We start from the raw sequence: 25,993 nt of genomic DNA, 5'->3' as shown, positions 1-25,993 counted from the left end.
CATGCCTGTCTCCCCTGCCGCCCTGCCCCCCGGCGCGGTCCTAGGCATCGTGGGCGGTGGCCAGCTCGGCCGGATGTCGGCCGTCGCGGCCGCCCGCCTGGGTTATCGGGCCCACATCCTGACCGACGAACCGGACGGCCCGGCAGCCCAGGTCGCCCACGCCGTTACCATCGGCGCCTATGACGACCCGGACGCCCTGCGCCGCTTCGCGATGGCGGTCGATGTCGTCACCTTCGAGTTCGAGAATGTCAGCGCCGACGGGCTGGAACTGCTGGCGGCCCTCCGGCCGGTGCGCCCGTCCGGCCATATCCTGCGCATCAGCCAGGATCGCGTGGCCGAAAAGCGCTTCCTGACCGAAGCCGGTATCCCGGTCGCGCCCTGGCGCGAGATCCGCTCGCTGGACGACCTCTCGTCCGCCCGGACCGAACTCGGCTTGCCCTTCATCCTCAAGACCACCCGTCTGGGCTATGACGGCAAGGGCCAGAGCCGCATCCATCGCGACGCGGATATGCCGGCCGCCTTCGACAGTCTGGCCCCCCACCCGCTGGTCGCAGAGGGGATGGTCGACTTCGCATGCGAAGTCAGCGTGATGGTCGCCCGCGGCCTGGACGGCACGGCGGTGACCTTCGATGTGACGGAAAACCGTCACCGGAACGGCATCCTCGATCTCAGCCTTGCCCCCGCCCGCGTGCCGGAGACGGTCCGAGACGACGCACGCGCGATCGCCCTGCGTATCGCCACGGCGCTGGACCTCGTCGGACTGCTAGGCGTGGAAATGTTCGTCGATCGCAACGGACAGGTCCTGGTCAACGAGATCGCGCCGCGCCCGCACAATTCCGGCCACTGGACCATGGACGCCTGTCCGGTCGACCAGTTCGCCATGCATGTCCGCGCCGTGGCCGGTCTGCCCCTGCCACCGGCTGTCCGGCATTCCGACGCGGTCATGAAAAACTTGGTCGGTCCCGACGACATGGCGCTCTGGCCGGCCATCCTGGCAACGCCCGGCCTGCTGCCGCATCATTACGGCAAGACCGAGGCCCGGCCCGGCCGCAAGATGGGTCACGTCAACGTGCTGTTCCCCCCCGGCGCACTACCGGGGGAGTTCGGCGTCGACGCCGCCCTGGGTCCGCTGGCCGAAGACAGGGGAAAACCCGCCTAGGCTTCGGCCTCGATCGACAGGGCCCTGATCTTCCGGTGCAGGGTCGAACGGCTGATCCCCAGTTGCCGCGCCGCCGCGCTGACATTGCCCCGCGCCGAGGCCAGGGCGGCCTCGACCACCGCCTTCTCGGCGGCGCGGAAACCGTCCCTGCCGGGGCCTCGTTCATCCATCAGGCAGAATTGCAGCTCATCGCCGTCCTTCAGCCCCATTTCCCGGCGCGCCGCATGGGTCGCGCCCACCACGCGGCGGTCGGCGTCCAGCGCCAGCAGCGGCGCCGAACTGCCGTCATCCGCCCCCATCGTCACAATCATCTGTCCGCGATAAAGGTCACTGAAACAGCGCGCCTCGATCCGCCGTGCCGCCTCGGTGATCGTGTTGCGGATCAGCGCGACATCGCGCGCATCCGGATCGGGATGGTACGAACTGGCATCCAGCGCCCCGGCCAGACGCCCCAGCGCGTCATAGACCGGCACCGCGGTGCAGGTCAGATAGCGCAGGTTCACCCGCCAGTGCTGGTTCATATGCACGGTGACGGGCCGCTGCTCCGCCAGGCAGGTCCCGATGCCGTTGGTGCCTTCCTCGCGCTCGTTCCACCGCGCGCCCGGCCATAAATGCCAGCGTCGGCAGCCGCGCTCGCTCTCCCGCATGGTCCGGCGGGTCAGCACGGTGCCGGTCCGGTCAGCCAGCAGAACCGCATATTCCATGTCGCGCACGATTGCATGCAGCCGGTCCAGCTCGACATCGGCAAACCGCAACAGCGGCCCGGCCTCGTCACAGGACTGGCGCAGTTCGAAGCATGACAGCAGGTCCGACAGCCCCGATTGCGCCGGGTCCAGGGCATAATCGCCCTCGCAGCGCTGCCAGGATGCCGCCAGCAGCATCCGGGCAGCATTGCCGGCCGGAACAGGGCCTACCCCCCATGGTGATGGTATCTGCAACATCATCCGTCTCTTTCGAACGGTTATGGTCTGTGCCCTACTTAACTCGCCCGCCCTGTCGCAGGAACGCGACAGACCGGACAGACAGCGTCACATATTCGTTATTCGAATAACAGTCTTTCTTGTCGCCGGCGTCAATCCGCGTTCCCCTGCGGTGACGGATATCGGGATTCGATATCCCCGGAATAACAGGGAAGATTTCCAATGCAGATCGCACGGGAAACATTGCTTCGCTCCTATCGGGCCATGCGCACGATCCGCGATTTCGAGGAGCGGCTGCATGTCGAATTCGCCACGGGTGAGATCCCCGGCTTCGTCCATCTCTATTGCGGCGAGGAAGCGTCGGGGGTCGGCGTCTGCGCCAACCTGACGGACAACGACACCATTTCCAGCACCCATCGCGGCCATGGCCACTGCATCGCCAAGGGCGTCGAGGTCTCGGGCATGATGGCCGAGATCTATGGCAAGAGCACCGGCGTCTGCCGCGGCAAGGGCGGCTCGATGCATATCGCCGATCTCTCGCGCGGCATGCTGGGCGCCAACGGCATCGTCGGCGGCGGCCCGCCACTGATGTGCGGTGCGGCCCTGTCGCACAAGCTTCTGAAAGACGACGGCGTCGCGGTCGCCTTCTATGGCGATGGCGCGTCGAACGAAGGCAGCACGCTGGAAAGCCTCAACCTCGCCACGGTGTGGAAACTGCCGGTGGTCTTCGTGGTGGAAGATAATGGCTACGGCGAAGCCACGGGTTCATCCTTCGCCGTCGCGGGCACCCAGAAGGCACGCGCCGAAGGGTTCGGCATGCCCTACATGGAATGCGACGGCTCGGACTTCTTCGCGGTCTACCAGACGGCCGGTGAAGCCATCGCCCACGCTCGCGCCGGCAAGGGGCCGGTCATGCTGCACGTGCATCTGGCCCGCTGGTATGGCCATTTCGAAGGCGACGCCATGACCTATCGCGCCAGCGGCGAGGTCGCCGAGGCCAAGCGTGACCATGATTGCCTGGAGCTGTTCCGTAAAAAGGTAACCGAAGCCGGCCTGCTGGAGCATTCGGAACTGGACGCGATCGACGAAGCCGTCCGCGATGAGATCGAAAGCTCGGTCATCGCCGCCAAGGCAGCCCCACTGCCCGAACCGGCCGACCTGCTGGCCGACGTCTATGTCCGGTACTGACCATCCCGCCGTCTCATCCCGCGAGCCAGAAAAGAGACCATCATGAGCAAGAAGAGCTACCGGCAGGCCATCAACGAGGCCCTGCGACTGGAAATGCGCCGCGATCCGCGCGTGATCATCATGGGCGAGGACGTAGCCGGCGGCCAGGGCGGTTCCTCGGGCGTCGTCGACGCCTGGGGCGGCGTGCTGGGCGTCACCAAGGGCCTGTATACGGAATTCGGCCCCGAGCGCGTCCTCGACACCCCGATAACCGAGGCCTCCTATATCGGCGCCGCCGCCGGTGCCGCCGCCACGGGCCTGCGCCCGGTGGCCGAGCTGATGTTCGTCGATTTCGTCGGGTGCTGCCTTGACCAGATCATGAACCAGGCCGCCAAGTTCCGCTACATGTTCGGTGGCAAGGCCCGTACCCCGCTGGTCATCCGCGCCATGTTCGGCGCCGGCTTCAACGCCGCCGCCCAGCACAGCCAGGCCCTCTATCCGCTGTTCACCCACATTCCGGGCCTGAAGGTCGTCGTCCCGTCCTCGCCCTACGAGGCCAAGGGCCTGCTGATCGAAGCGATCCGCGACGACGATCCGGTGATCTTCCTGGAACACAAGGTCATGTATGACGACGAAGAGGATGTTCCCGACGAATCCTACACCATCCCCTTCGGCGAGGCGAACCTGACCCGCGAGGGCGACGACGTGACCATCGTGGCTTTCGGCCGGATGGTGAAGTTGGCGAATGAGGCGGCCGACAAGCTGGAGCGCCAGGGCATCAGTTGCACCGTGATCGACCCACGCACCACCTCGCCGCTGGATCGCGACACCATCCTGGACTGCGTGGCCGATACCGGCCGGCTGGTGATCGTCGATGAGTCCAGCCCGCGCTGCAACATGGCCGCCGATATCTCGGCCCTGGTGGCGGAAGAGGCCTTCGATGCCCTGAAGGCGCCGATCCGGCGGGTGATCCCGCCCCATACCCCGGTGCCCTTCGCGTCGGTGCTGGAAGCCCTCTATCTGCCCGACGCCGCGAAGATCGAGGCCGCAGTCAAGGCCGTCATGAACCATAAAGTCACCGAGGCAGCCTGAACCATGAACGCTTCCATCACCCCCATCACCATGCCCAAATTCGGTCTGGCGATGACCGAGGGCAAACTGGCCGGCTGGATGGTCCGTCCCGGCGCGACCGTCCGCGCCGGTGACGATTTGGCGGATATCGAAACCAGCAAGATCACCAACGCATACGAAAGTCCCGCCGCCGGCGTGCTACGCCGCCAGGTGGCGCAGGAAGGCGAAACGCTGGCCGTCGGCGCGCTGATCGGCGTTCTGGCCGATGCAGACACGTCCGACGCCGACATCGATGCCTTCATCACACAGTTCAACGCCGAATTTTCGGCCGGAGCGGCCGAGGAAGCCGATGATATCCCGCCCGAGCCAAGCGTAATGGACGTCAAGGGCCGCGCGCTTCGGGTCCTGGACATCGGACATGGCGAGGGCGACCCGATCGTGCTGATCCACGGTTTCGGCGGCGATATCGGCAACTGGCTGTTCAATCACGCCGCCCTCGCGGCAGGCCGGCGCGTCATTGCCTTCGACTTGCCCGGCCATGGCGGCTCGACCAAGGATGTCGGCCCCGGATCGCTGGAATTCTTCTCCTCGGTCGTCGTCGACCTGCTGGACACGCTGGGCATCGAACGCGCCCATCTGGTGGCCCATTCGCTCGGTGGTGCGGTGGCGCTGACCACGGTCAAGAATGCCCCATCCCGCGTGGCCTCGCTGGCCCTGCTCGCGCCGGCCGGTCTGGGGCCGGACATCAACATGGCCTTCATCGACGGCTTCATCACCGCCGACCGCCAGAAAACCCTGATCCCGGCCCTGTCCTATCTGGTCCATGACAAAGGCCTGATCGGCCGCAAGATGGCGGACGACGTGCTGCGCTACAAGCGGCTGGACGGCGCCGTCGATGCCCTGCGTCAAGTGGCAGCAGCAAACTTCACCAACGGCCGCCAGACTGACAATCTACGGCCAGTGCTGGAGACGGCCCCGCCCACCCTGATCATCTGGGGCAAGGACGACGAAATCCTGCCTTCCAGTCACGCAGCGGACCTGCCCGACGCAATCACGGTCGAAATCCTGCCCGACACCGGCCATATGCCCCAGATGGAACGGTCGGAAGAAGTCAACACCAAGATCCGGGCCTTCCTGTCCCACTGACGCTCAGCAAAGGGGCGTCACCCTCTCCATGAAGGTGACGCCCCTTCACAACACCTGCGGATAGCAGGCCGAAACCGACAATGACGGCGCAAAGAACGGAAACGGCAGACCCGACCAGAAATCCGAACGGATCTGCACGATGACGAACCGCCCGCCATGAACGCCCATGCCGTAACAGGATGTGGCACTATCGTCGACCGACAATGAAGCGACTGCCCCAGGCAATGCCCAATCGGCAGCCTGCCCTTTCGCAAAACCGAGCGGGTCGTCGCCGCACGCGCCCAACGCGATGCACCGGGCCGTCAGGTCGGCCGTCATCTGCAGGCAGTCACGCGTCCACCATTGCAGCCCGAGTTCAATCGCACCCACCAGCATCACTAGAAGCAGGCCGGCCACGATGGCGAATTCGACTGCGGCAGCAGCTCGCGTATCATGCGCCAGATCATACCGACGGCTCATTGCAGCCTGACCGTGGCCTTATCGGTCAGGCTCGTTGGAGCCACCATCGCATAGAACGGCATGAGCGGAGCATAGCGGTAGGATGCTGCGATGGTCATGAAGGTTCCCGGCATGGTCCCGTCTGCGCAGACACCATCCGCCGGCACCGCGATCAGGCTGCTGACGGGTCCCGACTGAATGCAGTTCGTGCTGGCAGACCCAACGGCAACATTCATATCCGACAGGCCACCTGCAGCCAGCACCGCGTTCCTGACATCGCCCGGCGAGAGCGAGCCGTGTGTACCCGACGCATTCTGCTCGATAGCGAAAGCATAGTTTGCTCCGCTTTCAACCGCCGAAATCACGACCATCCGATACCAGAAGGCCAACGGGAAATCCGCCAACCCCGCCAGAATTGCCAGCAGGAAAGGCGTCACCAGCGCGAATTCCAATGCGGCCACGCCCGCTTTGCCCGGCCGGCAATGGCCCTCACCCATCATTCCACCAGGCTCGCGACACCCAACAGGTCGTGAATCGGCATCATCCCTGCTGCCGCACAGTCGCCATCCGCGAACAGGGCGCCTCCCTTAAGGGTCACGAATGCGGCGACGGCATAAACACAGTCGCCCGCCGCCCCATTATCCCCATCAATGACCAAGTTGGCGCCCGGGGCATAAATCGCACCGGTCAAGGTGGTCGCAGCCCCGCCAGTGAATTGGAATAGTCCGCCGGTCGAGGCAAACAACAGACCGGCCGTAGCCCCTGTTGCCGGCGCCACGAGATGGAGCGAGGCGGTGCCGTCGATAGCAATGTTGCCGTTGACGATGATCGTTACTCCCGTCCCGCTCAACGCCGTACCCGCGTTCACGCGGAAATCCCCATTGATGTAATAGACTCCTGGTGCCAGCGTATACGCCCCACCATCCGGCTGCCACGCATAGGCCACCCCCGTTGGCGGGGGCGTGAGCATTGTCTGGCCCGGCGGCAGGTTCACGCTCCGCGATGGCACACCTAGCAGAGCACCGTAAAGATCCGCATAGGGATCGGCCTTCTGCGCCGCATGCTGTACACAAGTGAGTGCCGAACAGGCATTATTGCCATCCGCCCCAATCGTTCCACCCGCGATCAGGTTCGCAACGTCGATTGCGGCTTCGTTACCCAGGGTCAACACGCCGTTGGTGCGCAGGTCGCATTCCGGCATGCTCAGGCTGGCGCCATCGTCCAGAACCGTTTCGCCCATGCCCGAAAGGGCGAGGATACAGGCGTTTCCACCGTGGGCACGCGGCATCAGCCGCGCCACGGCGCGGGCGGACACCGGCTGGGTGCCCGAAGTCAGGAACAACGCACTGAACAAGCGCGGCGCTTCCTTGACGATCGTTACAGTAATGGTAGCCGGCGGAACGAATGCGATCGTCGCCACATAGGCGCCGGCACTGTCCGTCAGGGTTGTCGCTCCGTCCCCACCACGCGTTCCGGCCGGCAGGCCGTTCAACTCGGCAACGGCCGCCGCCGTGTCCAGCGCGTCAGCAGCCTGACCGCTGGCCCCGTAGCGCGCAACGCCCGCTACTGCGGCGATGTCGGCTATACGCTGCAATTCCAGGCGCGTCATCGCCCAATAGCTGACATCGATCCCGAGACCCAGCACGCCCATCAGTACCGGCAGAGCCAAGGCAACCAGCAGTGCCACCGCTCCATGCCGGTCGGACAGTATCCATCTACTCTTGCCCGCCGCCTCCGGCATGTCTATGGCGGAGCCATCTGGGGTGCCACATTGCGAAATGTTGCGTTCTGCGACGGCTCCCCCGTGTTACGCGCCGCCACATAGGCCGACAGAGCCTCGGCGACCTGCTGTGGCGACAGATCGGACGACAGGATGCGCGTCGCCTCGTCGCGCTGGCCGCCCATCGCCAGCACCGCTGCCAGATCGTGACGCAATTTAATGCTCGCCGTGGCATCTTCGGCGAAGGGACGAACCATGCGCTCGGCCGCGCCTGCGTCGCCGCTCATCGCCAGGGACAGCGCCAGATTGACCTGAGCGCCGATCATCTGCGGGTTCGCCGCCAGCGCGCGGCGATATGCCATCTGGGCATCGCCATGACGGCGCAGCAGATCCCGCGCCACACCAAGATCGTTCCATGCGGCAGCATTGCCCGGTTCCCGATCAACCGAGAATTGGAACTGTCGCTCGGCCTCGGCCGGATGGGTCGCCAGCAGGCATCGTCCCAGCCCCAAATGGGCGGCGGCCAGGACCGGACGCCCACGCAGGGCCGCGCGATAACTCCATTCCGCCTGCTCCAGCCGCCCAAGCGCCGTGAGCGCGTCGCCCTGAAGCAACGCGGCCTCCACATCGGTCGGATCATCAGTCAGGCGAGCCGTGGTGGCGCGCAAAGCGATCTGCGGCGCACCACCCCGCAGCGCTGCCCGCGCGACCTCTAGATTCCTGCTCTCATCATGATCCTTGCCACCGCCGGCGGCACAGGCGGACAGAACCCCTGCCAGCAGCCCGACGAAGGCCCATCTCATACTCAAGATCCATCTCACAAACGATATTCCACCTAATACATCAGGGATGACGATGATGAAGAACATGCATCACCTGAATCCCGGCGGGACCGCCGGCAATCAGGAACACGCAGGGCATGATGAACAGCAGCGTGGGCAGCGTCAGCAGAACTGCTAGTCGTGCAGCCCCGGCCTCGTAGCGCATCAAGGTTTCCTGCCGCAGTTCTGCCGACAATCCGCGCAGAGCGCCCGTAATCGGCGTTCCATATTGCTGCGTTTGCAACAGGGTCGTCGTCAGCCGCCTCAGTCCCTCGACTCCGGTGCGCGCGCCGAGATTGATCAGCGCCTGCCTTGTATCGGCAATCACGCTCAGTTCGCTGGCCGTCTGGGCGAACTCGCCGGCAATCGCAGGACACATCTTCTGCAATTCGACGCTGACTTGGACAATGGCCGGCCCTAGCCCGATCCCGGCCTGAGTGCAGATCACCATCACATCCAGCGCATCGGGCAGGCCGCGTTCGACCTGTCTCAGATAGCGGTTGCGCCGTGCCCGCAGGATGAAATCCGGCAATAGCAGCCCCCCGACCGCAGCCGCCGCTGCAAGAGCCCGGTGAAGCAAGGGTGGCAGGTCACTCCCCAGCCGGGACAGGATGACGACCACCAGCAGCGGCAAAAGCGTCGCCAGCAGGATCTTGATTCCGATGAACAGGCTGACGGCACTGGCACCGCGCACTCCCGTCGTGGCCAGGGATGCCCGGAGTTCGTCCAGCGTGCCGGTGGGCAACAATCCCCGCCTGACAATCCATTGGCCCAGGGCTGCAACCAGGCGCAATGAGGACGTGCCCAATCCCCTAACCCCTACCAACGATGCCGCAGGCGCCATCGCCTGTGCTTGCAGGTCGTGCAATCGTCGCTGTATCCGTCGCTGCCTTACCGTCAGCGGTACCAGCATCGCCGCCGCGAGCAGCGTCGCACCCGTCGCCACACCCAGCACGAGCATCAGGACGGTCATCTCAGGGTCCGGCGGATGATCGTACGCATCGTGAGAATGCCCATCGTCAGCGACCCGGCGGCAAGCGCCAGAATCGCATGCCCCGCCGGGTCCGAGAATAGCAGGCGGATATAGGCCCGGTTCGTCAGCCACAGTATCAGGCCCAACACCAGGGGCAGTAGGGCCAGCACCACCGCGCTGGCCCGCGCCTCGGACGCCAGAGCATAGCCACGGGCCTTCAAGGCCAGCCGCTTACGGATGACATCGGCCAGCCCATCCAGTGTGGCGCGAGGCGAGCCACCGGTCTGGGCTTGCAGTGCCAGGGCAGTGGCAAAAAACCGATATTCCGGCAGGCCCGATCGGACGGCCAGGTCGCGCAGCCCATCTTCCATCGAAACCCCGATGGAAAGCTGCTCCAGCATGCGGGAAAATTCCGACCCCGTCGGCTCCGGCGCCTCGCGAGCCACCCCTCGCATCGCTTCCATTACCGGAATGCCCACACTGACCGATCGGACGATCGTCGACAGCACATCAGGAAACTGGCGAAGCTGCCGTCCTTGCCGCCTTTCGATCATCCAGCCGAATGTCGCGCGGCACAGGCAGATCCCACCGACAATCATGACCGGAAGCGCAAGAAGGCCCAGAGCCTCTTTCGTCATGATCATGAAAGCGCCCGCCACAATGAATACCCCCATCGGCACCATCCACCACGGCACGGGATAAAGATCCGCCCCAGCCATATCGACGCCCAGAAGCCCAATCGCACTTAGGGCCAGCGGACGCCGTATACGTTGCTGCCGCCTGAACGCCGACAGTTCGACATGAGGTGCCGGGCGATGGGAGCGCGCCACGGCCGCCAGCCGTGCATCTCGCTGGCGGCTTCTCTTATGCATTCGCACGGTCAGCAGGCCGGTGGCACTCATGGCCAGCAGCCACAGGCCGGACAGAACCAGCAACATCGTCGCCGAAGCCTCGCCCGTCAGCATTCGCCAGCGGCCTGCTCAAGGGCGCCATGCCATTCGCGTTCCAGGCCGAAACAGGCCAGACGACGCAGGAAAGCCGGCGGCATGCGACTGACCGCATAACGCCCGATCAGGCGCCCGTCCGCTCCCTCGCCCTGAAGCTCGAAGCGGAAGATGTCATTGAGTGTAACGACATCGCCATCCATGCCGCAGATTTCCGTGACCTGGACAATGCGCCGGCCCCCATCGCGCTGGCGCTGCACCTGAATGATCAAGTCGATGGCACCGACGATCTGGGTACGGATCGCGTGCAAAGGCAGAGCCATATTGCCCATCTGTACCATGTTCTCGATACGCGTCAGCGCATCCCGGGTGGTATTGGCATGTACTGTGGACATGCTGCCGTCATGACCGGTATTCATCGCTTGCAGCATGTCAAAGGCTTCCTGCCCCCGGCATTCCCCGATGATGATACGATCGGGGCGCATACGTAGCGCGTTGCGCATCAGTTCGCGCTGCGCGATTTCCCCGCCCCCCTCCAGGTTCGCCGGCCGCGTTTCCAAGCGCACTACATGAGGCTGCTGCAATTGCAGTTCCGCCGCGTCCTCGATGGTAATCACCCGCTCCCCGGAATCGATCAACTGCGAGAGGGCGTTCAGCAACGTCGTCTTGCCGGCCCCAGTGCCGCCGGAAACGATGATGTTCAGCCGCGCCTGGGCGGCGATGCGCAGCACGCGCGCGACCGGCGCGCTCAGCGAGCCGAAGGCGAGCAGCCGCTCGAAATCGATGATCTGTCGCCCGAATTTCCGGATCGTCAGATACGGGCCGTCGAGAGCCAGTGGTGGAAAGACAATATTGACGCGCGACCCGTCGCGCAGCCGCGCATCCGTCATCGGGTTCGATTCGTCAATCCGCCGCCCGACGGCAGACGCGATCCGCTGGCAGACCGCCACGAGATGGGCCGTATCGCGGAACCGCACCCCAGAGGCGATCAGCCTACCCCTCGTTTCAATGAAGACCCTCTCAGGTCCGTTCACCATAATTTCGCTGATCGCCTCATCATCCAGAAGCGGCTCCAGCGGCCCCAGTCCAAGCATGTCAAAGACAAGTTCCTCGGCCAGGACCCGCTGCTCGCGACTATTCAACTGGATGCGCCGTTCGGTCGCGATCTCGGAAATCAGCCGCTCCATATCCGCCCGCAGCCGCTCCGGCGCCATGACGGCCACAGCCGCCGGATCCAACCGCTCCAGACAGATCGCGCGCAGATCGGCAAGGATCGGAAGTGGCAGGCTGGCAGCGGCGGGTTCCGTCCTGACCCGAGGACCAGACGGCCGTTCTGCCCGCGTGGCCGAATCGGGCGCCGAGAGCGGCATGCCCGCGACCATACGCCGGCCGAAAAGCGGAGGCTGAAACCCCGTCATTGCCAACCGAATGGCAGCCAGCGCCGTCCGATCCCGGCTGTCACCGACACCGACAGTCCGGAGCCGGCATCCAGCATCCCCACTGCGTCGACCTGCCGCGCCAGTTCCAGCATTGCATTGCGGAACGTGCCGCGCGTGGCTGCCGCCGCCTCGCCCAGCGTTTCGGCGTTGCCGATCTGGCGTGGCAAGTCGGGAATGGTTAGGTCGACGTGACTTTTGAGCGCATCCTCTACCTGCCGGCGGTTCAGCGCGCCCACCCGGCCTACGCGGTTCAGGACCAGAACCGGTCGCTGCTTCTGCAATGGGCCGGGAGGAACCTCCAACAGTCTCAAGGTCTCGCGCACCGATGCCAAGGTCGGCTCCAGAACCAGGACGCGCTGATGCACCTCCACCAGCAAGTCACGGCCGAACGCATTCGGCACGAACGGCACATCCGCCACGATAAAATTATATCGATTCCGCAACGCACCCAACAGGGCGCGCGTCGCGCCCGGCGCGCAGTTCAGTTCGGTCATGAAATCGAGGCGATCCGCCAGCACATGAAGCCTTTCGGCCACCGGGACGGCTGCGCGTTCCGCCAGCAGCACGTCGATCCGCTCGGGCATTTCCAACGCTTGGCACAACCCCGTTCCCGCTGCCACATCCAGCAGCAGGGCCGCTATCCCCCGATACAGGTCGGCATCCAGCATTACCGTATGGCGCTGCATCGCCACACCAGATAACCAGGCCAGATTGGTGGCAATGGTCGAAGCGCCGACTCCGCCCCGCACGCCCGTAACGGTCACGCACCTGCCGCCATTGTCGCGCTCAGGGATCTGGCCCACCAGCACCGGCCCGAATTCACGCGCGATCTTCTCGCGCGTCAACGGGCGCGGCAGATATTCCAACACACCGAGCCCGCGCGTGACCTCGCGATAGAAATCCGCACTGTCGATGCTGCCAATCAGCAACACCGAAACATCCGGCTCAACCACATGGGCCAATTCGCGCAGGGCGCTAATCGGCTGCTTCTCGTCCCCGATATCGACAATCAGTACTTTCGGCGTCGCCTGCTTGCGCAAAGCGGCGGTGGCGGCCCGAACAGACCCACGGCGAAGATCGATCGTTAAACCGACAAACGGTCCCAGCCCGTCGCGAATGATCGCCTCCGTCGCGGCGTCGCCTACAAAACCCACCAGAAATGGTCTGTCATGCCGGCCCGCAGTATCCATTCCGCCCGTCATCGTTCAGTGTCCGTATGCGGAAACGGGCAAGCCGCCGTTTCCACCGGCCGCCAGTCCCGATCCGGATCCCATGCCACCGCCGAAAATCCCACTGGTGGATGGCAGGCGCTTCGGCTTGTCCTCCCGTACATGCTCGATCGCCAACACCGCAGCCTGCCCGTCCGTCTCCTGATCCGATCGTCCTCTCGCAAGATCATGCGGATCGGCCACCATCGCCGCCAGATTTGCCTCATTGGCACCAGCCGGATGCCAGGCATAGGGCTTGCGGTATGGCTCCAGTGAGGAGCAACTCGACAGAAAAGCCAGGGCACAGAACAGCAGATCGCCCCGGAAATGCCTCATGCCATTCCCCTTCATTCGACGAAGAAACCGGCACTGCCCGGAACAACGACCGGCCGGGCGGGCTGCGTGGGCGTCGCCTGCCGCAGCAACAGCAGGCGGTCCAACTCGCCGGGCACCCCCGCCATATCGGTCGGTGCCGCCATGCGGGTGCGATCAGCTACCGGTCGCACCAGATACGGCGTGACCAGAATGACCAGTTCAGTCTCCTGTCGGTTGAAATTGCCAGACCGGAACAGCGAACCCAGCACCGGGATATCGCCGGCTCCGGGAATGGCTCTGGTCGAATCCGTCAGAGAGTCCTCCAGTAGGCCGGCAATGGCGAAAGTCTCGCCGCTGCCCAGTTCCACCGTCGTCTCCGCCCGTCGGACGGTCAGGGCCGGAATGACGGAGGTAGAACCAGACGTGGTGACCGAGACGCTGTTCTGATTGCTCAACTGGCTCACTTCCGGCACCACATGCAGGTTGATCCGCCCGTTGCTGAAGACCGTCGGCAGGAATGCCAGACTGACGCCGTAGCTCTTGAAGGCAACCGAAATGGCTCCGGCCTGCTGCGCCAGGGGAATGGGATATTGGCCTCCCACCTGGAAACTGGCGCTCTGCCCACTCATGACCGTCAGATTCGGCTCCGCGAGCAGACGCACCAGATTGTCCTGGGCCAACGCATCCACCACGCCGTTAACGTTACTGCCCAGGCAAAACGGATTGCGGGTGGCGACGCAGGCGGCCGTGCTGGCATTCATGTTCAGCGTCAGCGCCGGAAAACTGCCGAACTTTCCCATATTGCCGACCGCCTGCCAGTCGATGCCAAGTTGGCGAACCACGTTCCGGTCCATCTCGGCGATCCGCACGACCAGCGTGACCTGGGTAGCCGAACGGATAGCGATCCGGTTGTTCACCCCTTGGCCATCGGACAGAAATCCCCGTGCGATCTCTTCCGCCTTCGCCGCATCCTCGGGCGCTTCGACCACGCCCGTCAGCACCAGATTCCGCAGATCGGGCTGAATCCGGACCTGGCTGCCGGGCAGTTGTCGCGCGATCTCGGCTTCGGCCTGCGATGCCCCATAATGCGACGGCGTAACGTCGATCGTAAATTGCGCGATCACCCGACCATCGGCGTCGCTCACCATGACCGTGGTCCGGCCGGCTGCCACGCCGTAGAGAACCATGCTCGTCCCTCCGGCTGGACGAACCTGCACGATCTTGGGATCAACGACGAAGATCCTTGCGGCGGGCCCAGGCAGATATTCCATGTGCCCGCTACCGGCCTCCAGGCGAAGGGCATGCTGCCCGTCAGCCGTTTCTCCCGCGCCGGTTTCCTGCCCACGGGGGCTCGTCAACGGCAGGGCGCAAAGGGCCGCCGCCGCGACCAGTCGCACCGCGACCCGGGCCGCAACCACGCCACCCCGCATCAGAACCGAACCTCCTTTCCATCCGCTCCGCCCTCATACAGCATGACCGAACGGGTAGTCGGGGCCGGTATCGTGCCATCGCGCATGGTCCGCGAAACATCACCTGCCCAGGCGGCAGGCGGTGTCCGTTCGGGTCCGATGCCGGGCTGTGCCGAGCGCACCGCAAGCGACAGGCGCCCCATATGCGTCGCTACAGAAACCTGTTCCGCCTGGGTCGCGGTAACCTCCAGCGTCACCGTTCGCGCCTGTGGCTGCCTGCCAGCATCGCCTCCCTGCACCAGGCGGCGGTCGATGGCGATCACCCGCACGTTCGACAGAACGATTTCGGCCACCACGCGCCGTTCGGTCCGAGGTTCGGTGGGAAAAGTCTGGGTCAGGATCAGATCAACATGGTCACCAGGCCAGATCAGCCCGGCCGTTCCCGTAATCGCATCGACGCCGACCGTCACCGCCCGCATGCCTCCATGCAGCGCGACGGCCAGAAACCCCCTGTCGCTCGGACGCAGCAAATCGGCAGATCGCAGAACCATCCCGCTCGCGGCGCCATGAAGCAGCATCGCACCTGTCAGCGCCTCACGCGCTTCGGGCGAATCAATTGTCATATCCGTAGCTGCCCGTTCTCGGGGGATGTCAACCGTGGTGACGTCCTCCGGCTTCAGCAGATATCCTCCATCCAGTGGCCGGGACGCAGCCAGCACCCTGACCATGGCGACTTGTCGCACCATCGGCTTCCCGATCGGAGGATGGGTCGCGATCCATGCCACCGTCCCGAATCCCCCCAGGCCGATTGCCATAAGAACAAAGAAAACAGAACGAAACATCACATGGACCCGATTACAGAAGGACGATCAGACTTCCTCCCGTTATGGCGCAGACATAGGGTAGAGAGCATCCGCGACGTAGCCGCCAGCGCTCGATCCGCAGGACACGTCCGATGCCGTTCCGCGGGGCCGTCCCCCCATAGTGCGACGGCAGACTGGCCCTGCCCAACAGATAAGCCAGCGCCAGCACACCGCCAGCCAATGCGATATCCATAACCAGCACCGGCATCTGGTCGGGGCGCAACGCCAGCCCCACGGCCCCCAGCAACTTGGCGTCTCCACCCCCCATCCAGCCACGCGACCAGCAGGCTACCCCTAATGCGAATAGGCACAGGCCGGACAGGAGCCCGCGCCACGGATGGCCGTTCAGACAGGCGAGGAGAAAATCCAGCCCCGCGACGCCCAGAACCAGTTGGTCGGAGACCTGCCGGGTTGCGATATCATGAAGAGCAGCGCGCAACAAAAGCACGACCACACCGCCCAGACAGGCCAAGGTCAGAAACCACCCGGCCGTTCCGACATGAAACATCACGAAGGATATCGACCCCGACTAGGAGCAGCCGACATGGTTACCCGCCCTCGTTACTGGGCACTCACACCACCATTCTGGGAAGTCCCGGTAGTCGAATCGGTCGTCGGAAGCTGGCTCGCCACGCTGTTGAATGTATTACCCAGATTCTTGCCCAAAGTCGTCAAGGCGGTAACGGCCACGACAGCAACCAGCGCTGCGATCAGCCCATATTCCAGCATAGTTACGCCCCGACGATCGCATTTCAGGGCCACAATTTCCCGCAGGAACCGCATGACATTCGCCCTCTCCAAATATTCCTGAGAGCCCACAATCCGCTGGACAGACTCAATACCGATTGCATTCACGATACCGGAGCCCCGAAACGGGCCGGCTTTTCAATCGTTTTTCAAGTCAATATTAACATTTTAGCCACCAAAACCGGGCCTGTCCATACGGGGCCCGTGGAAAATCACATGATAGTGTCATGTCGTTTGCGCCACTTGGGCAGTGTCCTCAAACGGGCGGGCTCTCATTGCCAAGCACTTTGTTTTCTTCATTTTCCTCACCGCCATGACCCAGTAGCGCCGCGACGGCATTGGCGGTAACTGTCGCTTCATCATAGCGGCCGCGGGCACGCTGTCGCCCGGCTTCGCCCATCCGGTACCGCAGGTCCCCATCCCGTGCCAAACGTAGCAGCGCCCGGGCCAGCGGCGCGACTTCTCCGGCAGGCACCAGAAGTCCGGTGCGTCCGGTCACCACCTGCTCGCGCGGACCACGGATATCGGTTGCCACGACCGGCAACCCGCTCAGCATCGCCTCGATCACCGACATCGGCAGGCCCTCGAAATGACTGGGCAGGACAAAGATATCCGCAGCCGCCAGCAGGGCCGGAATATCCCGGCGATATCCCAACTGGCGCAACCGGCCACCAAGTTCGGCCTCCGCCCGAGCGAAATTCTCGTCCAGCGACGGACCGTGATCCGAGGCCAGGCGCTCCCCCACCACCCAGAGTTCCGCCCCAGGAACCTGTTCCATGGCCTCGAGCAGTTCCGGATAGCCCTTGTGTCGCACCAGTCGCGAAACGACGATGATCACAACTGCGCTCGCGGATACGCCCAGTTCATTACGAATCCGCTGCCGCGATTCGGGGTCGGGATGAAAGCTGGCCGGATCGCGGCCATTACCTAGTGCGAGAGGAGTCGGGTGGATGCGTAGGCGTTGCGCATCCTCGGCCTCCTGCGTGGAAACGGTGAAATAGCGGTCCGTGATCCGGCCGGCCATCCATTCCAAAGCCAGCGACAGGCCACGCCGCGGCATTGCTCCAGGCTGGTTGAACAGAAATCCATGGCAGGTATAGGCCACGCACTGAACGCCGCAGAGCTTCGCCGCCAGCCGCCCCAGCAGGCCGCTGATCGGCATATGCGCATGCACGATGTCCGGCTGCTCCCGCTGAATCAGGTTCATCAGCGCCGTCAGCGCCTTAATCTGCGCCAGCGGCGAAAATGAACGCACCATCGGAACCGTCTCGACCCGAAATCCCTCGTCCCTCACCTCTGCCAGCAAGGGCCCGTCCGCGCAGACGCCGACAACCTCGTGCCCCTCGGCCCGCAATCCCCGCATCAGAGGCAGAAGAAAATGCCGAAGGGAAAAATCGACGTTCGTAACTTCAAGAATCTTCATCATCGTTCACACGCGATCCGCACCGACCATCCGCATGCAGAACATTCTTTCCCTTCATCTCCACGCCATGCCCCTCTCTTAGCATCGTGCCCTATCTTCCCGGTAACCCTCCCGGGCACGTTCAGGACACGCAATGCCACGGCGACGGGCAGCGTGGCCCGGTGGAGACCGGCCTATCCTTCCATCCGCATCAATCCCCAGCGAACGATCTGGCGCGTCCGCTCCCCGCTTCCTGTCCGCGCTGTGCGGGCAGGAGGAACTGGAATATCCGCCGCTTTCGTCTCAGGTTCCTCACTGTCACCATCCCTGTCGGGCAGGGCCCCTTCACCGGACTGCATCTCCGTCGCCGCATCCGGTGGAGACTCCTCCGTCGCTTCAGCCGTCAGTTCGTCGCCCGGACGCACGTGGATGACGATCTGGCGTGTCCGTTCGGGTTTCAGCCCACCGCAATAGATGCTCTCCTCGACTGCGAGCGTTCCGCCATCAGCCCGGAATTTCCAGATCCGGCCGCCGACGTCCAGGACGACGATCTGCCCCTCAGCATCCCATTCCGCCCCGACTGAAGGATGAAGATGAAAACGCAGATCGAAGGATTGCATCCGCTCACCCTCGATGATTTCCTCTCCCCGCAGGTCTTCCCCCCCCTCCCCCAGATAGAGCCGGCGACGCCACGAGGCACCGAACGGAGCGTGATAGCCATCATGTGACAGGTCCAGCCAATGGGCTCCATCCTGGCCCATCTGTTCCGCAGTCACATGCGCGGGCCGACGCTGGATATCACCATCGGGCCCGATATCCGAAGACGACCGACCTTCCAGCACCAACAGCGAATGCGCGGCACTTTCACGCAGCGCACGCCGCCATTCCGCTGTCTGCCCGGCACCGCAATTGACGATCACGCGCTGCCGCGCCACCGAGAATTCGAAAGACAACGTCCCTGCATGGGCCAACGCATCGAAACCAGGCGGCGGAGGCGCCGCCGCGTCGAGCAGCAGCAGGGATCGTCCGACCTGCAACCGGATAAAGCCCCCATCGGGCATGGTGGTCGCCACCACCCGCGACCGCGTCGATTGCGCCAGCACCATCTCGATCATCGCTACATTGCCGGCATGGCTGCCGTTGAACAGCGCCAGCCCCCCATCACCATGCCGCATGGCCCGCAGCACCGGGCTCATGCGATCGAGTGCCAGCGCCAGTGAGTCCGGCAACGGCAACTGGGCGGCCTGCAGCATCGCCCGCATTTCGGCCAGCTCGCGCAATGCCAGAAACTGGATTTCGGGGCTGCGCTGGATGTGACACCCATCCTGCATGATCTGCCGCGCCAGTTCGGCATCCAGATAGCGCATGAACCGGGAAAGGAATCCGCTATGTTCGGGCATCGCGATCGCAGCGGCCAGCAGGCCCTTGAAGGCGATCAGTGCCCGCCAGTCATGCGTCTCGGGCGGCAGCAGCGCTGCGATCGTTCGTCCCTCGGCCAGCAGCCGCTGCATCAGGCGCTGGCGGAACCCGTCATCGGCCGATGCGGCGAAGAAATCGTAATGCCCCAGCCACGCAGCCAGCCTGGCGCCAGTCACGGCACAGTCGCGCACCATCGAGTCGGTCGGAGGATGGTCCAGCCAATCATTGACCAGCGCGCGCGCCTGGAGCCGCGCCGAATCGGTTCCGACGGCGCGCAGGTCCCGCAGCCATGTGAAGCCATGCAGATAGGCCCGGAACGAATCGGGATAGGACGGGTCCTCCCATCGCCCCGGCCCGATTCGCCGCATAACCCCCGCGTAGGTCAGGCTGCCGAGGGCCAGTTGCGCGCCCGATGTCGGGTCACCGGGCCACAAATCGCGCACGGCATGGACCGGGGCGGCGGGAACCCGCCCCAGCCCCGCCAGAGACGGCAGGCGAGCCAGCGAAAGACGCGCATCCTGGCTCCAACGTCGCAGGACCATCAGGCCCCTCTCATTTCACGAGACAGATCCATCCACCCCATGCATGACCGCCCGCTCTGGATCATACAGCCTGTCTGGCCGCCCCGCGCAGGCCCGCAATCGCCCGCTCGTAATCCGGCTGGCCATAGACCGACGTCCCGGCCACCAGCATGTCAGCGCCAGCTTCGGTCGCCAGCGCCGCGGTCCGAACATCCACGCCACCATCGACACCGATCCGGATGTCCCGGCCGGTCGCCTCCGCCATACGGCGCAGCGTGCGGATCTTGTCCAACTGGCTGGTCAGGAATTTCTGGCCGCCAAATCCCGGATTGACGGTCATGACCAGAATCACGTCCACCAGATCCAGCACTTCCTCCACGGCCTGCGCCGGGGTCGCCGGACACAGGGCGACGCCCGGTTTCACGCCGAGCGCGCGGATATGCTGCAAAGTCCGATGCGTATGCGGCCCCGCCTCGATATGCACATGAATATGGTCGGCCCCCGCCTGGGCGAACATCTCCAGATACGGATCAACCGGCGCCATCATCAGATGCACGTCGAATACCAGGCCTGACTGCGGGCGCAGCGCCTTGATCAGTTGCGCGCCGAAGGACAGATTCGGCACGAAATGGCCATCCATCACATCCAGATGCAGCCAGTCGGCGCCAGCCCGCTCGACGGCTGCGACTTCCTCCGCCATGCGGGAAAAATCAGCCGAAAGGACACTGGGCGCGATAAGAGGGGGGAAATGAATGGACATGGCTTGCAGTGTAACAGGAAATCATGGGCGGCATGCAAGCAGTTGCGTACCGCCACGATGACCGACTTCCCTCACGTTCTCAAGAGAGGCTAGGCGCGACGGAAACGTGCAGCGAAGAACCCGTCCATCCCCCCCACTCCGGCCCATAGTGCAGGATGGGTCCGCAGCCAGCCTTCCGGGGTACGCGCCTCGGGCAACATCGCCAGTTCCTTCGCCGAGAACGGGTCGGGCACCAGTCCCATCGCGGCCGCGGCACGAGCACGTTCCGGCCCCTCCTCGGGCTGAAGCGAGCAGACGGCATAGACCAAGCGCCCGCCGGGACGCAGCATGTCGCGCGCGGCCGCCAGCAGTCGGTCCTGCCCCTCGGTCAGGGCCTGCAGGTCGCGCGGGCGCTTGATCCACAACACATCGGGGTGGCGCCGTGCGGTGCCGGTCGCCGAACAGGGCGCATCCAGAAGCACGCCATCCAGCAGCGCGTCAGGCTGCCAAGTGGTCGCATCGCCCAGCACCGTCGTCACCCGCTCCGTCAGGGCGAGGCGCGCCAGATTCTCCCGCAACCGCGCCATCCGGCCCGCCTCGCGCTCGATGGCCGTCACCTCGGCCCCGGCGAGGGCCAGTTGTGCCGTCTTGCCCCCTGGGGCCGCACACAGATCCGCAATCCGCTCGCCCGGCTGCGCCGCCAGCAGACGTGCGGGCAGCGATGCCGCTACGTCCTGAACCCAGAATGCCCCCTCGGCATATCCCGGCAATTCCGCCACCCGCGTTCCCGCCGGCAGCCGCGCCGTACCGGTTGGCAACAGCTCCGCACCGGGCGGGCATGCGGCGCCTGGACGCATCGTCAGGTCCAGCGGCGCCTCACGCCCCAGGGCTTCGGCGATGGGCCGTGCCAATTCGCCCCACGCGCTCCACAGCCACGGCGGCACGTCCAGCCGATCCTGGTCCAACCCATCCAGCGCACCCGCGCCGGCCTGCGCGACACGGCGAAGTACCGCATTCACCAGCCCGGCGAACGGTGTCAGGCCACGCCGGCGCGCCAGGGAGACTGCGGTGCCGACAGCCGCATGTGCGGGCGTATCCAGAAACAGGATCTGCGCCACGCCAATCAGCAGCACCGTCCGCACCGGCAGTGGCGGTTCCTTCTTCAGGAAAGGCTCCAGCACCATTCCGGCCGTCCCCAGGTGGCGCAGCACGGTCGCCCCCAGCCGGTGCGCGGCGGCGCGGTCGCGTGCATCCGCGCCGCGCGCCGCCAGCGACTGGTCCAGGCTGTTTTCCAGCATGCGGCGATGTTCCAGAACGCCCTGCACGATATCGAAGGCAATATCCCGTGTCGGGTCCGCCCCGGCGCCGCGCGGTCCGCGCTGCCCCCGTCCGTCTGGTGCGCCCTGGCTCATGATGCGTCCGCTCCTCCCGTCCCGTTCCATATGCCGCGTGCTGATGGCATGCCCGTCTTCACGCCACCACCCCTTCGCGCCGGGAATCTGCGTCATATTCCCCTTGACCGGCGACCGGCCCCGGCCAACCGTAACAGTATGACGACAACGTTCTCCGCCGCCACGGCCGGCACCCCGTCCTGCCCATCCCCGATCGCCACCGCCCTGGCCGACATTCGGGAGCGGATCGCGACGGCAACCCACCGCGCGCACCGCGCGCCGGATACGGTCACGCTGGTCGCGGTCTCTAAATTCCATCCCCAGTCGAGCGTGGTGGAGGCTCTGCAAGCCGGTCAGGCCGTGTTCGGCGAAAACCGCGTGCAGGAAGCAGCGGAGAAATTCCCCCCGCTGCGCGACGCCTGGCCAGCCCTGCGTCTGCATATTATTGGCGGCCTGCAGACTAACAAGGTCCTGGAGGCGGTACGGATCGCCGACATGATCGAAAGTCTGGACCGCCCGTCCCTGGCCGACGCGCTGGCCCGGGCCGCCGACCGCGCGGGGCGCCTGCCGGATCTCCTGGTACAGGTGAACACCGGCGACGAATCTCAGAAATCCGGCATCCCCCGCGCACAGGCCGACAGTTTCATCACTTCGTGCCGCCAGCGTTTCGGTGACGCCGTGCGAGGTCTCATGTGCATTCCGCCGGCCGACGCAGACCCGGTACCGCATTTCCGTTATCTGGCGGATCTGGCCCGGGCGCACGACCTGAAGCTGCTATCCATGGGCATGTCGGCGGATTTCGAGGCGGCGATCACGGCGGGAGCCACCCATGTGCGCGTGGGCAGCGCGATCTTCGGCCATCGACCTGCCAGCCCACCGAATAGCGCAATCCCGCCCGCTCGCCTTGCTGCCTCCGAATCATGACGCTATGCCGGAAGACAACGCGGCCGGCGCGCCGTTGCCTGCCAACAGTCTTCGGAGACGTCCCGACATGACGCCAGACCCGGTCGACCATATTGCCGGATCGACGCCGCCTGCCCAGGCTGCCGCAACGGCCGCCGAAACCGGCGGCCATTCGGACACGTCGTCCAAGATTACCGAATTCGGCGCCGACCAGCACGAACACGCAGCCAGCCCGGTCGGTTTCGCCGCCCTGCTGGCCGTTCTTGGCGTGGTCTTCGGCGATATCGGCACCAGTCCGCTCTACGCCCTGCGTTCCACCATCCTCGTCGTCTCGCAGCATCACCAGATCGATGCGTGGGAGGTCATGGGCGTCGAAAGCCTGATCCTCTGGTCATTGATCCTGATCGTCACGGTAAAATACGTGCTGCTGATCATGCGCGCCGACCATAATGGCGAGGGCGGCATCATCTCGCTGATGGCATTGGCACAGAAAGTGTCTCAGGATAGCAGGCTGAAGCTGGTCCTGGGCATGGCCGGCATCGCCGGTGCCTGCCTGTTCTTCGGGGATGGGCTGATCACGCCCGCGATTTCGGTCCTCTCGGCCGTCGAAGGTCTGGAGGTCAGCTTCCCCGCCGCGCGCGAGTTGATCATTCCCATTGCGATCGTGGTACTGATCGGCCTGTTCAGCGTGCAATCCTACGGCACCGGCAAGGTCGGCGCGATCTTCGGACCGGTCATGGTGCTGTGGTTCACGATGCTCGGCGTCCTCGGCCTTCTGGCCATCGTGCGCCATCCGCACATCCTGATGGCCATTTCGCCGATCTATGCCGTGCAGTTCATCATCTATCACGGCTGGCTGTCCTTCATTGCCCTCGGCTCCGTCGTGCTGTCGGTCACCGGCGCCGAGGCACTGTATGCCGACATGGGCCATTTCGGCCGGCAGCCCATCCGCTATGCGTGGCTGTTCTGCGTCCTGCCCTGCCTGGCGCTGAACTATATGGGCCAGGGCGCGCTGATCATTTCCGACCCGTCGGCTATCAGCAATCCGTTCTTCCTGCTGGGGCCGCGCTGGCTGCAGATCCCGATGATCATCCTGTCGACGATGGCGACGGTCATCGCCAGTCAGGCTGGAATTTCGGGTGGCTTCTCGCTCTGTCGCCAGCTTATTCAGCTCGGCTACCTGCCGCGCATGCGCATCACCCACACCAACAAGAACGAGGAAGGGCAGATCTACCTGCCCGAATTCAACCGCGCCTTGATGGTCGGCGCCCTGCTGCTGGTGGTGGCCTTCCGCAGTTCCGACGCGCTGGCCTCGGCCTACGGCATCGCCGTTACCGGCACCTTCATGTGCACCTGTGTACTGGCGATGGTGGTGTTCCGCCGCCAGTACCATTGGTCGCGGGCGGCTGCAGCGGTCACGTTCGGCGGCTTCTTCGTCATGGACAGCGTCTTCTTCGCGTCGAACGCGCTCAAGATCCCGCAGGGCGGCTGGGTGCCGGTCCTGCTGGGTACCGCGCTGACCCTGATGATGACGACATGGAAGCGCGGCCGCAGCCTGATCATGGCCCGGCAGAAACTGGACAGCCTGCCCGTCAACTCCTTCCTGGCCCGCCTGCCCCAGTCACGTACCATCCGCGTCCCCGGTATGGCCGTCTTCATGACTGCGACGCCGGAATTCGTGCCGACCTGCCTGTTGCACAATCTGAAGCACAACAAGGTACTGCATGAGCATGTGCTGTTCGTTACCGTCCAGACCCTGGACCAGCCGGAAGCCACGCGCGGCCACCGCGTTGCCCTGCAGCAGCTCGCCCCGAACATCTATCGGGTGATCCTGCGCTACGGCTTCATGGAAACTCCGAACCTGCCCCGCGCGCTGGAGGAACTGAAAGCAAACGGCGTGGAGTTCGACGCCATGCAGGCCTCCTATTTCACCAGCCGCGAACTGCTGGTGCGCTCCTCGGTGCCCAAGATGTCGCGCTGGCGGATGTCGCTCTTCCTGCTGATGGCGCGCAACGCCATCCCCGCCACCGAATTCTTCCGTATTCCACCCGACCGGGTGGTGGAACTGGGCGTGCGGCTTGCCATCTGACGCAGCACCCCTCGCACTCTATGTCCATTGGCCGTTCTGCCTGGCCAAATGTCCGTACTGCGATTTCAACAGCCATGTACGCGACTCCATCCCGCAGGCCCGCTTCGCCGCCGCTCTGCGGCGCGAACTGGGGCATGAGGCCGCCCGCCTGACAGCAGACGGTCCGCGCCGGCTGGGGTCGATCTTTTTCGGCGGCGGCACACCGTCGCTGATGGCGCCGGAGACGGTCGCGTCCCTGATCGCCGATGCCCGGTCCCTGTTCGCCACGGCGCCCGATCTGGAAATCACGCTGGAAGCCAATCCCACCAGCGTCGAAATCGGGCGGCTGCGCGCATTCCGCGACGCCGGCGTCAACCGGGTATCGCTGGGCATCCAGAGCCTGGACGACGACGCGCTGCGCCTGCTGGGGCGACAGCATTCCGCCGGACAGGCCGTAGCGGCGCTCGAGACGGCGCGCGATCTGTTCAGCCGGATCTCCTTCGATCTCATTTATGCGCGGCCGGACCAGTCGCCCGCTTCCTGGCGGGCCGAGTTGAACCAGGCCCTCGCCCTGGTTTCAGACCATCTCTCGCTTTACCAGTTGACCATCGAGCCAGGTACCCGTTTCGAGGGACTGCACCGCCAGGGGCTGCTGGTCCTGCCCGATGAGGAATCGGGGGCGCTGATGTACGAGGAAACCGCCATGGTCGCCGCCGGTCACGGGCTGGCGGCCTACGAAGTCTCGAATTACGCCCGGCCGGGGGCGGAAAGCCGCCATAACCTGACCTATTGGCGTTACGGCGACTATCTGGGAATCGGCCCCGGTGCCCACGGGCGGATAACCCTGGCGGACGGGCTACATGCCACCCGCCGCCACCGCGCTCCGGAACCATGGGCGGAGCGCGTGGAACGGACGGGAAGCGGCCTGACACAGGACGATACCCTGACCGCCCGCGACCGCGCCCGCGAGATGCTGCTGATGGGCCTGCGCCTGACCGAGGGCGTGGCCGAGACCCGGTTCGCACAACGCACCGGCATGGCAATGAACGATGCGCTCGATCCGGTGATTCTGGCAGCGGCGCTGGAAGAGGGATATCTTGTCCGCGACGAGACAACGGAGGGCGTCGCCCTGCGCGCCACGAATGCGGGCCGCCTCCGACTGGAAGCCCTGCTCGGCGCCGTGGTGCTCTAACGAGCTGTTTTAAAAGGG

25 protein-coding genes are annotated in these 25,993 nt (G+C 64.9%); 7 read left to right on the top strand and 18 right to left on the bottom strand.

The window, feature by feature from the left end:
- Nucleotide 1 precedes the first annotated feature (1 nt).
- Nucleotides 2-1,159: a 5-(carboxyamino)imidazole ribonucleotide synthase gene (locus HLH36_RS09210; protein ID WP_408871874.1), complete on the top strand. Its 1,158-nt coding sequence runs from the start codon at nucleotides 2-4 to the stop codon at nucleotides 1,157-1,159.
- Here the strand turns inward: HLH36_RS09210 and HLH36_RS09205 are convergent.
- Nucleotides 1,156-2,103 carry a helix-turn-helix domain-containing protein gene (locus HLH36_RS09205; protein WP_182986105.1) on the bottom strand — a complete coding sequence of 316 codons (948 nt, stop codon included), beginning with the start codon at nucleotides 2,101-2,103 and terminating at the stop codon, nucleotides 1,156-1,158. The genes HLH36_RS09210 and HLH36_RS09205 overlap by 4 nt on opposite strands.
- A 198-nt stretch (nucleotides 2,104-2,301) precedes the next feature.
- Between HLH36_RS09205 and HLH36_RS09200 the strand changes: the two genes are divergently transcribed.
- From HLH36_RS09200 to HLH36_RS09190, 3 genes are read left to right on the top strand one after another with little or no spacing between them, the layout of a single operon-like run.
- Nucleotides 2,302-3,267 (top strand): thiamine pyrophosphate-dependent dehydrogenase E1 component subunit alpha, encoded by a 966-nt coding sequence (locus HLH36_RS09200; protein ID WP_182986104.1) that lies wholly within the window; start codon nucleotides 2,302-2,304, stop codon nucleotides 3,265-3,267.
- Nucleotides 3,268-3,309: 42 nt separating this feature from the next.
- A complete protein-coding gene (locus tag HLH36_RS09195; RefSeq protein ID WP_182986103.1) occupies nucleotides 3,310-4,338 on the top strand; it encodes an alpha-ketoacid dehydrogenase subunit beta in 1,029 nt (342 codons plus the stop codon).
- 3 nt (nucleotides 4,339-4,341) lie between these two features.
- The gene (locus tag HLH36_RS09190; protein ID WP_182986102.1) at nucleotides 4,342-5,463 is read left to right on the top strand and encodes an acetoin dehydrogenase dihydrolipoyllysine-residue acetyltransferase subunit; all 1,122 of its coding nucleotides are present in this window, start codon (nucleotides 4,342-4,344) and stop codon (nucleotides 5,461-5,463) included.
- A 45-nt stretch (nucleotides 5,464-5,508) separates the two neighbouring features.
- Here the strand turns inward: HLH36_RS09190 and HLH36_RS09185 are convergent, their stop codons facing one another.
- From HLH36_RS09185 to HLH36_RS09105, 17 genes are all read right to left on the bottom strand, one after another.
- On the bottom strand, nucleotides 5,509-5,922 hold the full coding sequence (locus tag HLH36_RS09185) for a TadE/TadG family type IV pilus assembly protein (RefSeq protein ID WP_182986101.1): 414 nt from the start codon (nucleotides 5,920-5,922) through the stop codon (nucleotides 5,509-5,511).
- Entirely contained in the window at nucleotides 5,919-6,401 is a 483-nt protein-coding gene (locus HLH36_RS09180) for a TadE/TadG family type IV pilus assembly protein (RefSeq protein WP_182986100.1), read from the bottom strand. The genes HLH36_RS09185 and HLH36_RS09180 overlap by 4 nt, the downstream gene beginning before the upstream one ends.
- The gene (locus tag HLH36_RS09175; protein ID WP_182986099.1) at nucleotides 6,398-7,642 is read right to left on the bottom strand and encodes a pilus assembly protein TadG-related protein; all 1,245 of its coding nucleotides are present in this window, start codon (nucleotides 7,640-7,642) and stop codon (nucleotides 6,398-6,400) included. Before HLH36_RS09175 ends, HLH36_RS09180 begins: the two co-directional genes overlap by 4 nt.
- 2 nt (nucleotides 7,643-7,644) lie before the next feature.
- Nucleotides 7,645-8,424, bottom strand: a complete 780-nt coding sequence (locus HLH36_RS09170; RefSeq protein WP_182986098.1) for a tetratricopeptide repeat protein — start codon at nucleotides 8,422-8,424, stop codon at nucleotides 7,645-7,647.
- A gap of 40 nt (nucleotides 8,425-8,464) precedes the next feature.
- Nucleotides 8,465-9,415, bottom strand: coding sequence for a type II secretion system F family protein (locus HLH36_RS09165; protein WP_182986097.1), 951 nt, complete (start codon nucleotides 9,413-9,415; stop codon nucleotides 8,465-8,467).
- Entirely contained in the window at nucleotides 9,412-10,380 is a 969-nt protein-coding gene (locus HLH36_RS09160) for a type II secretion system F family protein (RefSeq protein WP_182986096.1), read from the bottom strand. Before HLH36_RS09160 ends, HLH36_RS09165 begins: the two co-directional genes overlap by 4 nt.
- On the bottom strand, nucleotides 10,374-11,729 hold the full coding sequence (locus tag HLH36_RS09155; RefSeq protein ID WP_246376648.1) for a CpaF family protein: 1,356 nt from the start codon (nucleotides 11,727-11,729) through the stop codon (nucleotides 10,374-10,376). The genes HLH36_RS09160 and HLH36_RS09155 overlap by 7 nt, the downstream gene beginning before the upstream one ends.
- Before the next feature lie 44 nt (nucleotides 11,730-11,773).
- Complete coding sequence (locus HLH36_RS09150) at nucleotides 11,774-13,000, bottom strand: AAA family ATPase (protein WP_182986095.1); 1,227 nt, start codon at nucleotides 12,998-13,000, stop codon at nucleotides 11,774-11,776.
- A gap of 3 nt (nucleotides 13,001-13,003) precedes the next feature.
- On the bottom strand, nucleotides 13,004-13,342 hold the full coding sequence (locus HLH36_RS09145; protein ID WP_182986094.1) for a CpaD family pilus assembly lipoprotein: 339 nt from the start codon (nucleotides 13,340-13,342) through the stop codon (nucleotides 13,004-13,006).
- 11 nt (nucleotides 13,343-13,353) lie between these two features.
- A complete protein-coding gene (locus HLH36_RS09140) occupies nucleotides 13,354-14,751 on the bottom strand; it encodes a type II and III secretion system protein family protein (protein WP_182986093.1) in 1,398 nt (465 codons plus the stop codon).
- On the bottom strand, nucleotides 14,751-15,545 hold the full coding sequence (gene cpaB, locus HLH36_RS09135; protein ID WP_246376675.1) for a Flp pilus assembly protein CpaB: 795 nt from the start codon (nucleotides 15,543-15,545) through the stop codon (nucleotides 14,751-14,753). The genes HLH36_RS09140 and cpaB overlap by 1 nt, the downstream gene beginning before the upstream one ends.
- A 40-nt stretch (nucleotides 15,546-15,585) precedes the next feature.
- Nucleotides 15,586-16,101 carry an A24 family peptidase gene (locus HLH36_RS09130; RefSeq protein WP_246376673.1) on the bottom strand — a complete coding sequence of 172 codons (516 nt, stop codon included), beginning with the start codon at nucleotides 16,099-16,101 and terminating at the stop codon, nucleotides 15,586-15,588.
- Between the two features lie 53 nt (nucleotides 16,102-16,154).
- On the bottom strand, nucleotides 16,155-16,376 hold the full coding sequence (locus HLH36_RS09125; protein WP_182986090.1) for a Flp family type IVb pilin: 222 nt from the start codon (nucleotides 16,374-16,376) through the stop codon (nucleotides 16,155-16,157).
- A 220-nt stretch (nucleotides 16,377-16,596) separates the two neighbouring features.
- Nucleotides 16,597-17,763: a glycosyltransferase family 4 protein gene (locus tag HLH36_RS09120; protein ID WP_182986254.1), complete on the bottom strand. Its 1,167-nt coding sequence runs from the start codon at nucleotides 17,761-17,763 to the stop codon at nucleotides 16,597-16,599.
- A gap of 173 nt (nucleotides 17,764-17,936) precedes the next feature.
- Entirely contained in the window at nucleotides 17,937-19,703 is a 1,767-nt protein-coding gene (locus HLH36_RS09115) for a heparinase II/III family protein (protein WP_182986089.1), read from the bottom strand.
- Between the two features lie 61 nt (nucleotides 19,704-19,764).
- Nucleotides 19,765-20,442: a ribulose-phosphate 3-epimerase gene (rpe, locus tag HLH36_RS09110; protein ID WP_182978654.1), complete on the bottom strand. Its 678-nt coding sequence runs from the start codon at nucleotides 20,440-20,442 to the stop codon at nucleotides 19,765-19,767.
- Nucleotides 20,443-20,531: 89 nt separating this feature from the next.
- A complete protein-coding gene (locus HLH36_RS09105; protein WP_182986253.1) occupies nucleotides 20,532-21,833 on the bottom strand; it encodes an RsmB/NOP family class I SAM-dependent RNA methyltransferase in 1,302 nt (433 codons plus the stop codon).
- A gap of 138 nt (nucleotides 21,834-21,971) precedes the next feature.
- Here HLH36_RS09105 and HLH36_RS09100 point away from each other — a divergent pair, with 138 nt between their 5' ends.
- The 3 genes from HLH36_RS09100 (at nucleotide 21,972) to hemW (ending at nucleotide 25,975) form a co-directional block, all read left to right on the top strand.
- Nucleotides 21,972-22,736, top strand: a complete 765-nt coding sequence (locus HLH36_RS09100) for a YggS family pyridoxal phosphate-dependent enzyme (RefSeq protein WP_182986088.1) — start codon at nucleotides 21,972-21,974, stop codon at nucleotides 22,734-22,736.
- Between the two features lie 67 nt (nucleotides 22,737-22,803).
- Entirely contained in the window at nucleotides 22,804-24,804 is a 2,001-nt protein-coding gene (locus HLH36_RS09095) for a potassium transporter Kup (protein ID WP_182986087.1), read from the top strand.
- Nucleotides 24,794-25,975 (top strand): radical SAM family heme chaperone HemW, encoded by a 1,182-nt coding sequence (gene hemW, locus HLH36_RS09090; protein WP_182986086.1) that lies wholly within the window; start codon nucleotides 24,794-24,796, stop codon nucleotides 25,973-25,975. The genes HLH36_RS09095 and hemW overlap by 11 nt, the downstream gene beginning before the upstream one ends.
- Nucleotides 25,976-25,993: the final 18 nt, after the last annotated feature.

It is taken from the genome of Gluconacetobacter aggeris (assembly GCF_014174395.1).
Classification (GTDB): domain Bacteria; phylum Pseudomonadota; class Alphaproteobacteria; order Acetobacterales; family Acetobacteraceae; genus Gluconacetobacter; species Gluconacetobacter aggeris.
This window is presented reverse-complemented; position numbering and strand designations above follow the sequence as displayed.

Excerpts from the sequence above, each read along its gene's own strand:
- HLH36_RS09210 (WP_408871874.1), top strand. The coding sequence starts at position 2 with ATGCCTGTCTCCCCTGCCGCCCTGCCCCCCGGCGCGGTCCTAGGCATC.
- HLH36_RS09205 (WP_182986105.1), bottom strand. The coding sequence starts at position 2,103 with ATGATGTTGCAGATACCATCACCATGGGGGGTAGGCCCTGTTCCGGCC.
- HLH36_RS09200 (WP_182986104.1), top strand. The coding sequence starts at position 2,302 with ATGCAGATCGCACGGGAAACATTGCTTCGCTCCTATCGGGCCATGCGC.
- HLH36_RS09195 (WP_182986103.1), top strand. The coding sequence starts at position 3,310 with ATGAGCAAGAAGAGCTACCGGCAGGCCATCAACGAGGCCCTGCGACTG.
- HLH36_RS09190 (WP_182986102.1), top strand. The coding sequence starts at position 4,342 with ATGAACGCTTCCATCACCCCCATCACCATGCCCAAATTCGGTCTGGCG.
- HLH36_RS09185 (WP_182986101.1), bottom strand. The coding sequence starts at position 5,922 with ATGAGCCGTCGGTATGATCTGGCGCATGATACGCGAGCTGCTGCCGCA.
- HLH36_RS09180 (WP_182986100.1), bottom strand. The coding sequence starts at position 6,401 with ATGATGGGTGAGGGCCATTGCCGGCCGGGCAAAGCGGGCGTGGCCGCA.
- HLH36_RS09175 (WP_182986099.1), bottom strand. The coding sequence starts at position 7,642 with ATGCCGGAGGCGGCGGGCAAGAGTAGATGGATACTGTCCGACCGGCAT.
- HLH36_RS09170 (WP_182986098.1), bottom strand. The coding sequence starts at position 8,424 with ATGAGATGGGCCTTCGTCGGGCTGCTGGCAGGGGTTCTGTCCGCCTGT.
- HLH36_RS09165 (WP_182986097.1), bottom strand. The coding sequence starts at position 9,415 with ATGACCGTCCTGATGCTCGTGCTGGGTGTGGCGACGGGTGCGACGCTG.
- HLH36_RS09160 (WP_182986096.1), bottom strand. The coding sequence starts at position 10,380 with ATGCTGACGGGCGAGGCTTCGGCGACGATGTTGCTGGTTCTGTCCGGC.
- HLH36_RS09155 (WP_246376648.1), bottom strand. The coding sequence starts at position 11,729 with ATGCCGCTCTCGGCGCCCGATTCGGCCACGCGGGCAGAACGGCCGTCT.
- HLH36_RS09150 (WP_182986095.1), bottom strand. The coding sequence starts at position 13,000 with ATGACGGGCGGAATGGATACTGCGGGCCGGCATGACAGACCATTTCTG.
- HLH36_RS09145 (WP_182986094.1), bottom strand. The coding sequence starts at position 13,342 with ATGAGGCATTTCCGGGGCGATCTGCTGTTCTGTGCCCTGGCTTTTCTG.
- HLH36_RS09140 (WP_182986093.1), bottom strand. The coding sequence starts at position 14,751 with ATGCGGGGTGGCGTGGTTGCGGCCCGGGTCGCGGTGCGACTGGTCGCG.
- cpaB (WP_246376675.1), bottom strand. The coding sequence starts at position 15,545 with ATGGCAATCGGCCTGGGGGGATTCGGGACGGTGGCATGGATCGCGACC.
- HLH36_RS09130 (WP_246376673.1), bottom strand. The coding sequence starts at position 16,101 with ATGTTTCATGTCGGAACGGCCGGGTGGTTTCTGACCTTGGCCTGTCTG.
- HLH36_RS09125 (WP_182986090.1), bottom strand. The coding sequence starts at position 16,376 with ATGCGGTTCCTGCGGGAAATTGTGGCCCTGAAATGCGATCGTCGGGGC.
- HLH36_RS09120 (WP_182986254.1), bottom strand. The coding sequence starts at position 17,763 with ATGAAGATTCTTGAAGTTACGAACGTCGATTTTTCCCTTCGGCATTTT.
- HLH36_RS09115 (WP_182986089.1), bottom strand. The coding sequence starts at position 19,703 with ATGGTCCTGCGACGTTGGAGCCAGGATGCGCGTCTTTCGCTGGCTCGC.
- rpe (WP_182978654.1), bottom strand. The coding sequence starts at position 20,442 with ATGTCCATTCATTTCCCCCCTCTTATCGCGCCCAGTGTCCTTTCGGCT.
- HLH36_RS09105 (WP_182986253.1), bottom strand. The coding sequence starts at position 21,833 with ATGAGCCAGGGCGCACCAGACGGACGGGGGCAGCGCGGACCGCGCGGC.
- HLH36_RS09100 (WP_182986088.1), top strand. The coding sequence starts at position 21,972 with ATGACGACAACGTTCTCCGCCGCCACGGCCGGCACCCCGTCCTGCCCA.
- HLH36_RS09095 (WP_182986087.1), top strand. The coding sequence starts at position 22,804 with ATGACGCCAGACCCGGTCGACCATATTGCCGGATCGACGCCGCCTGCC.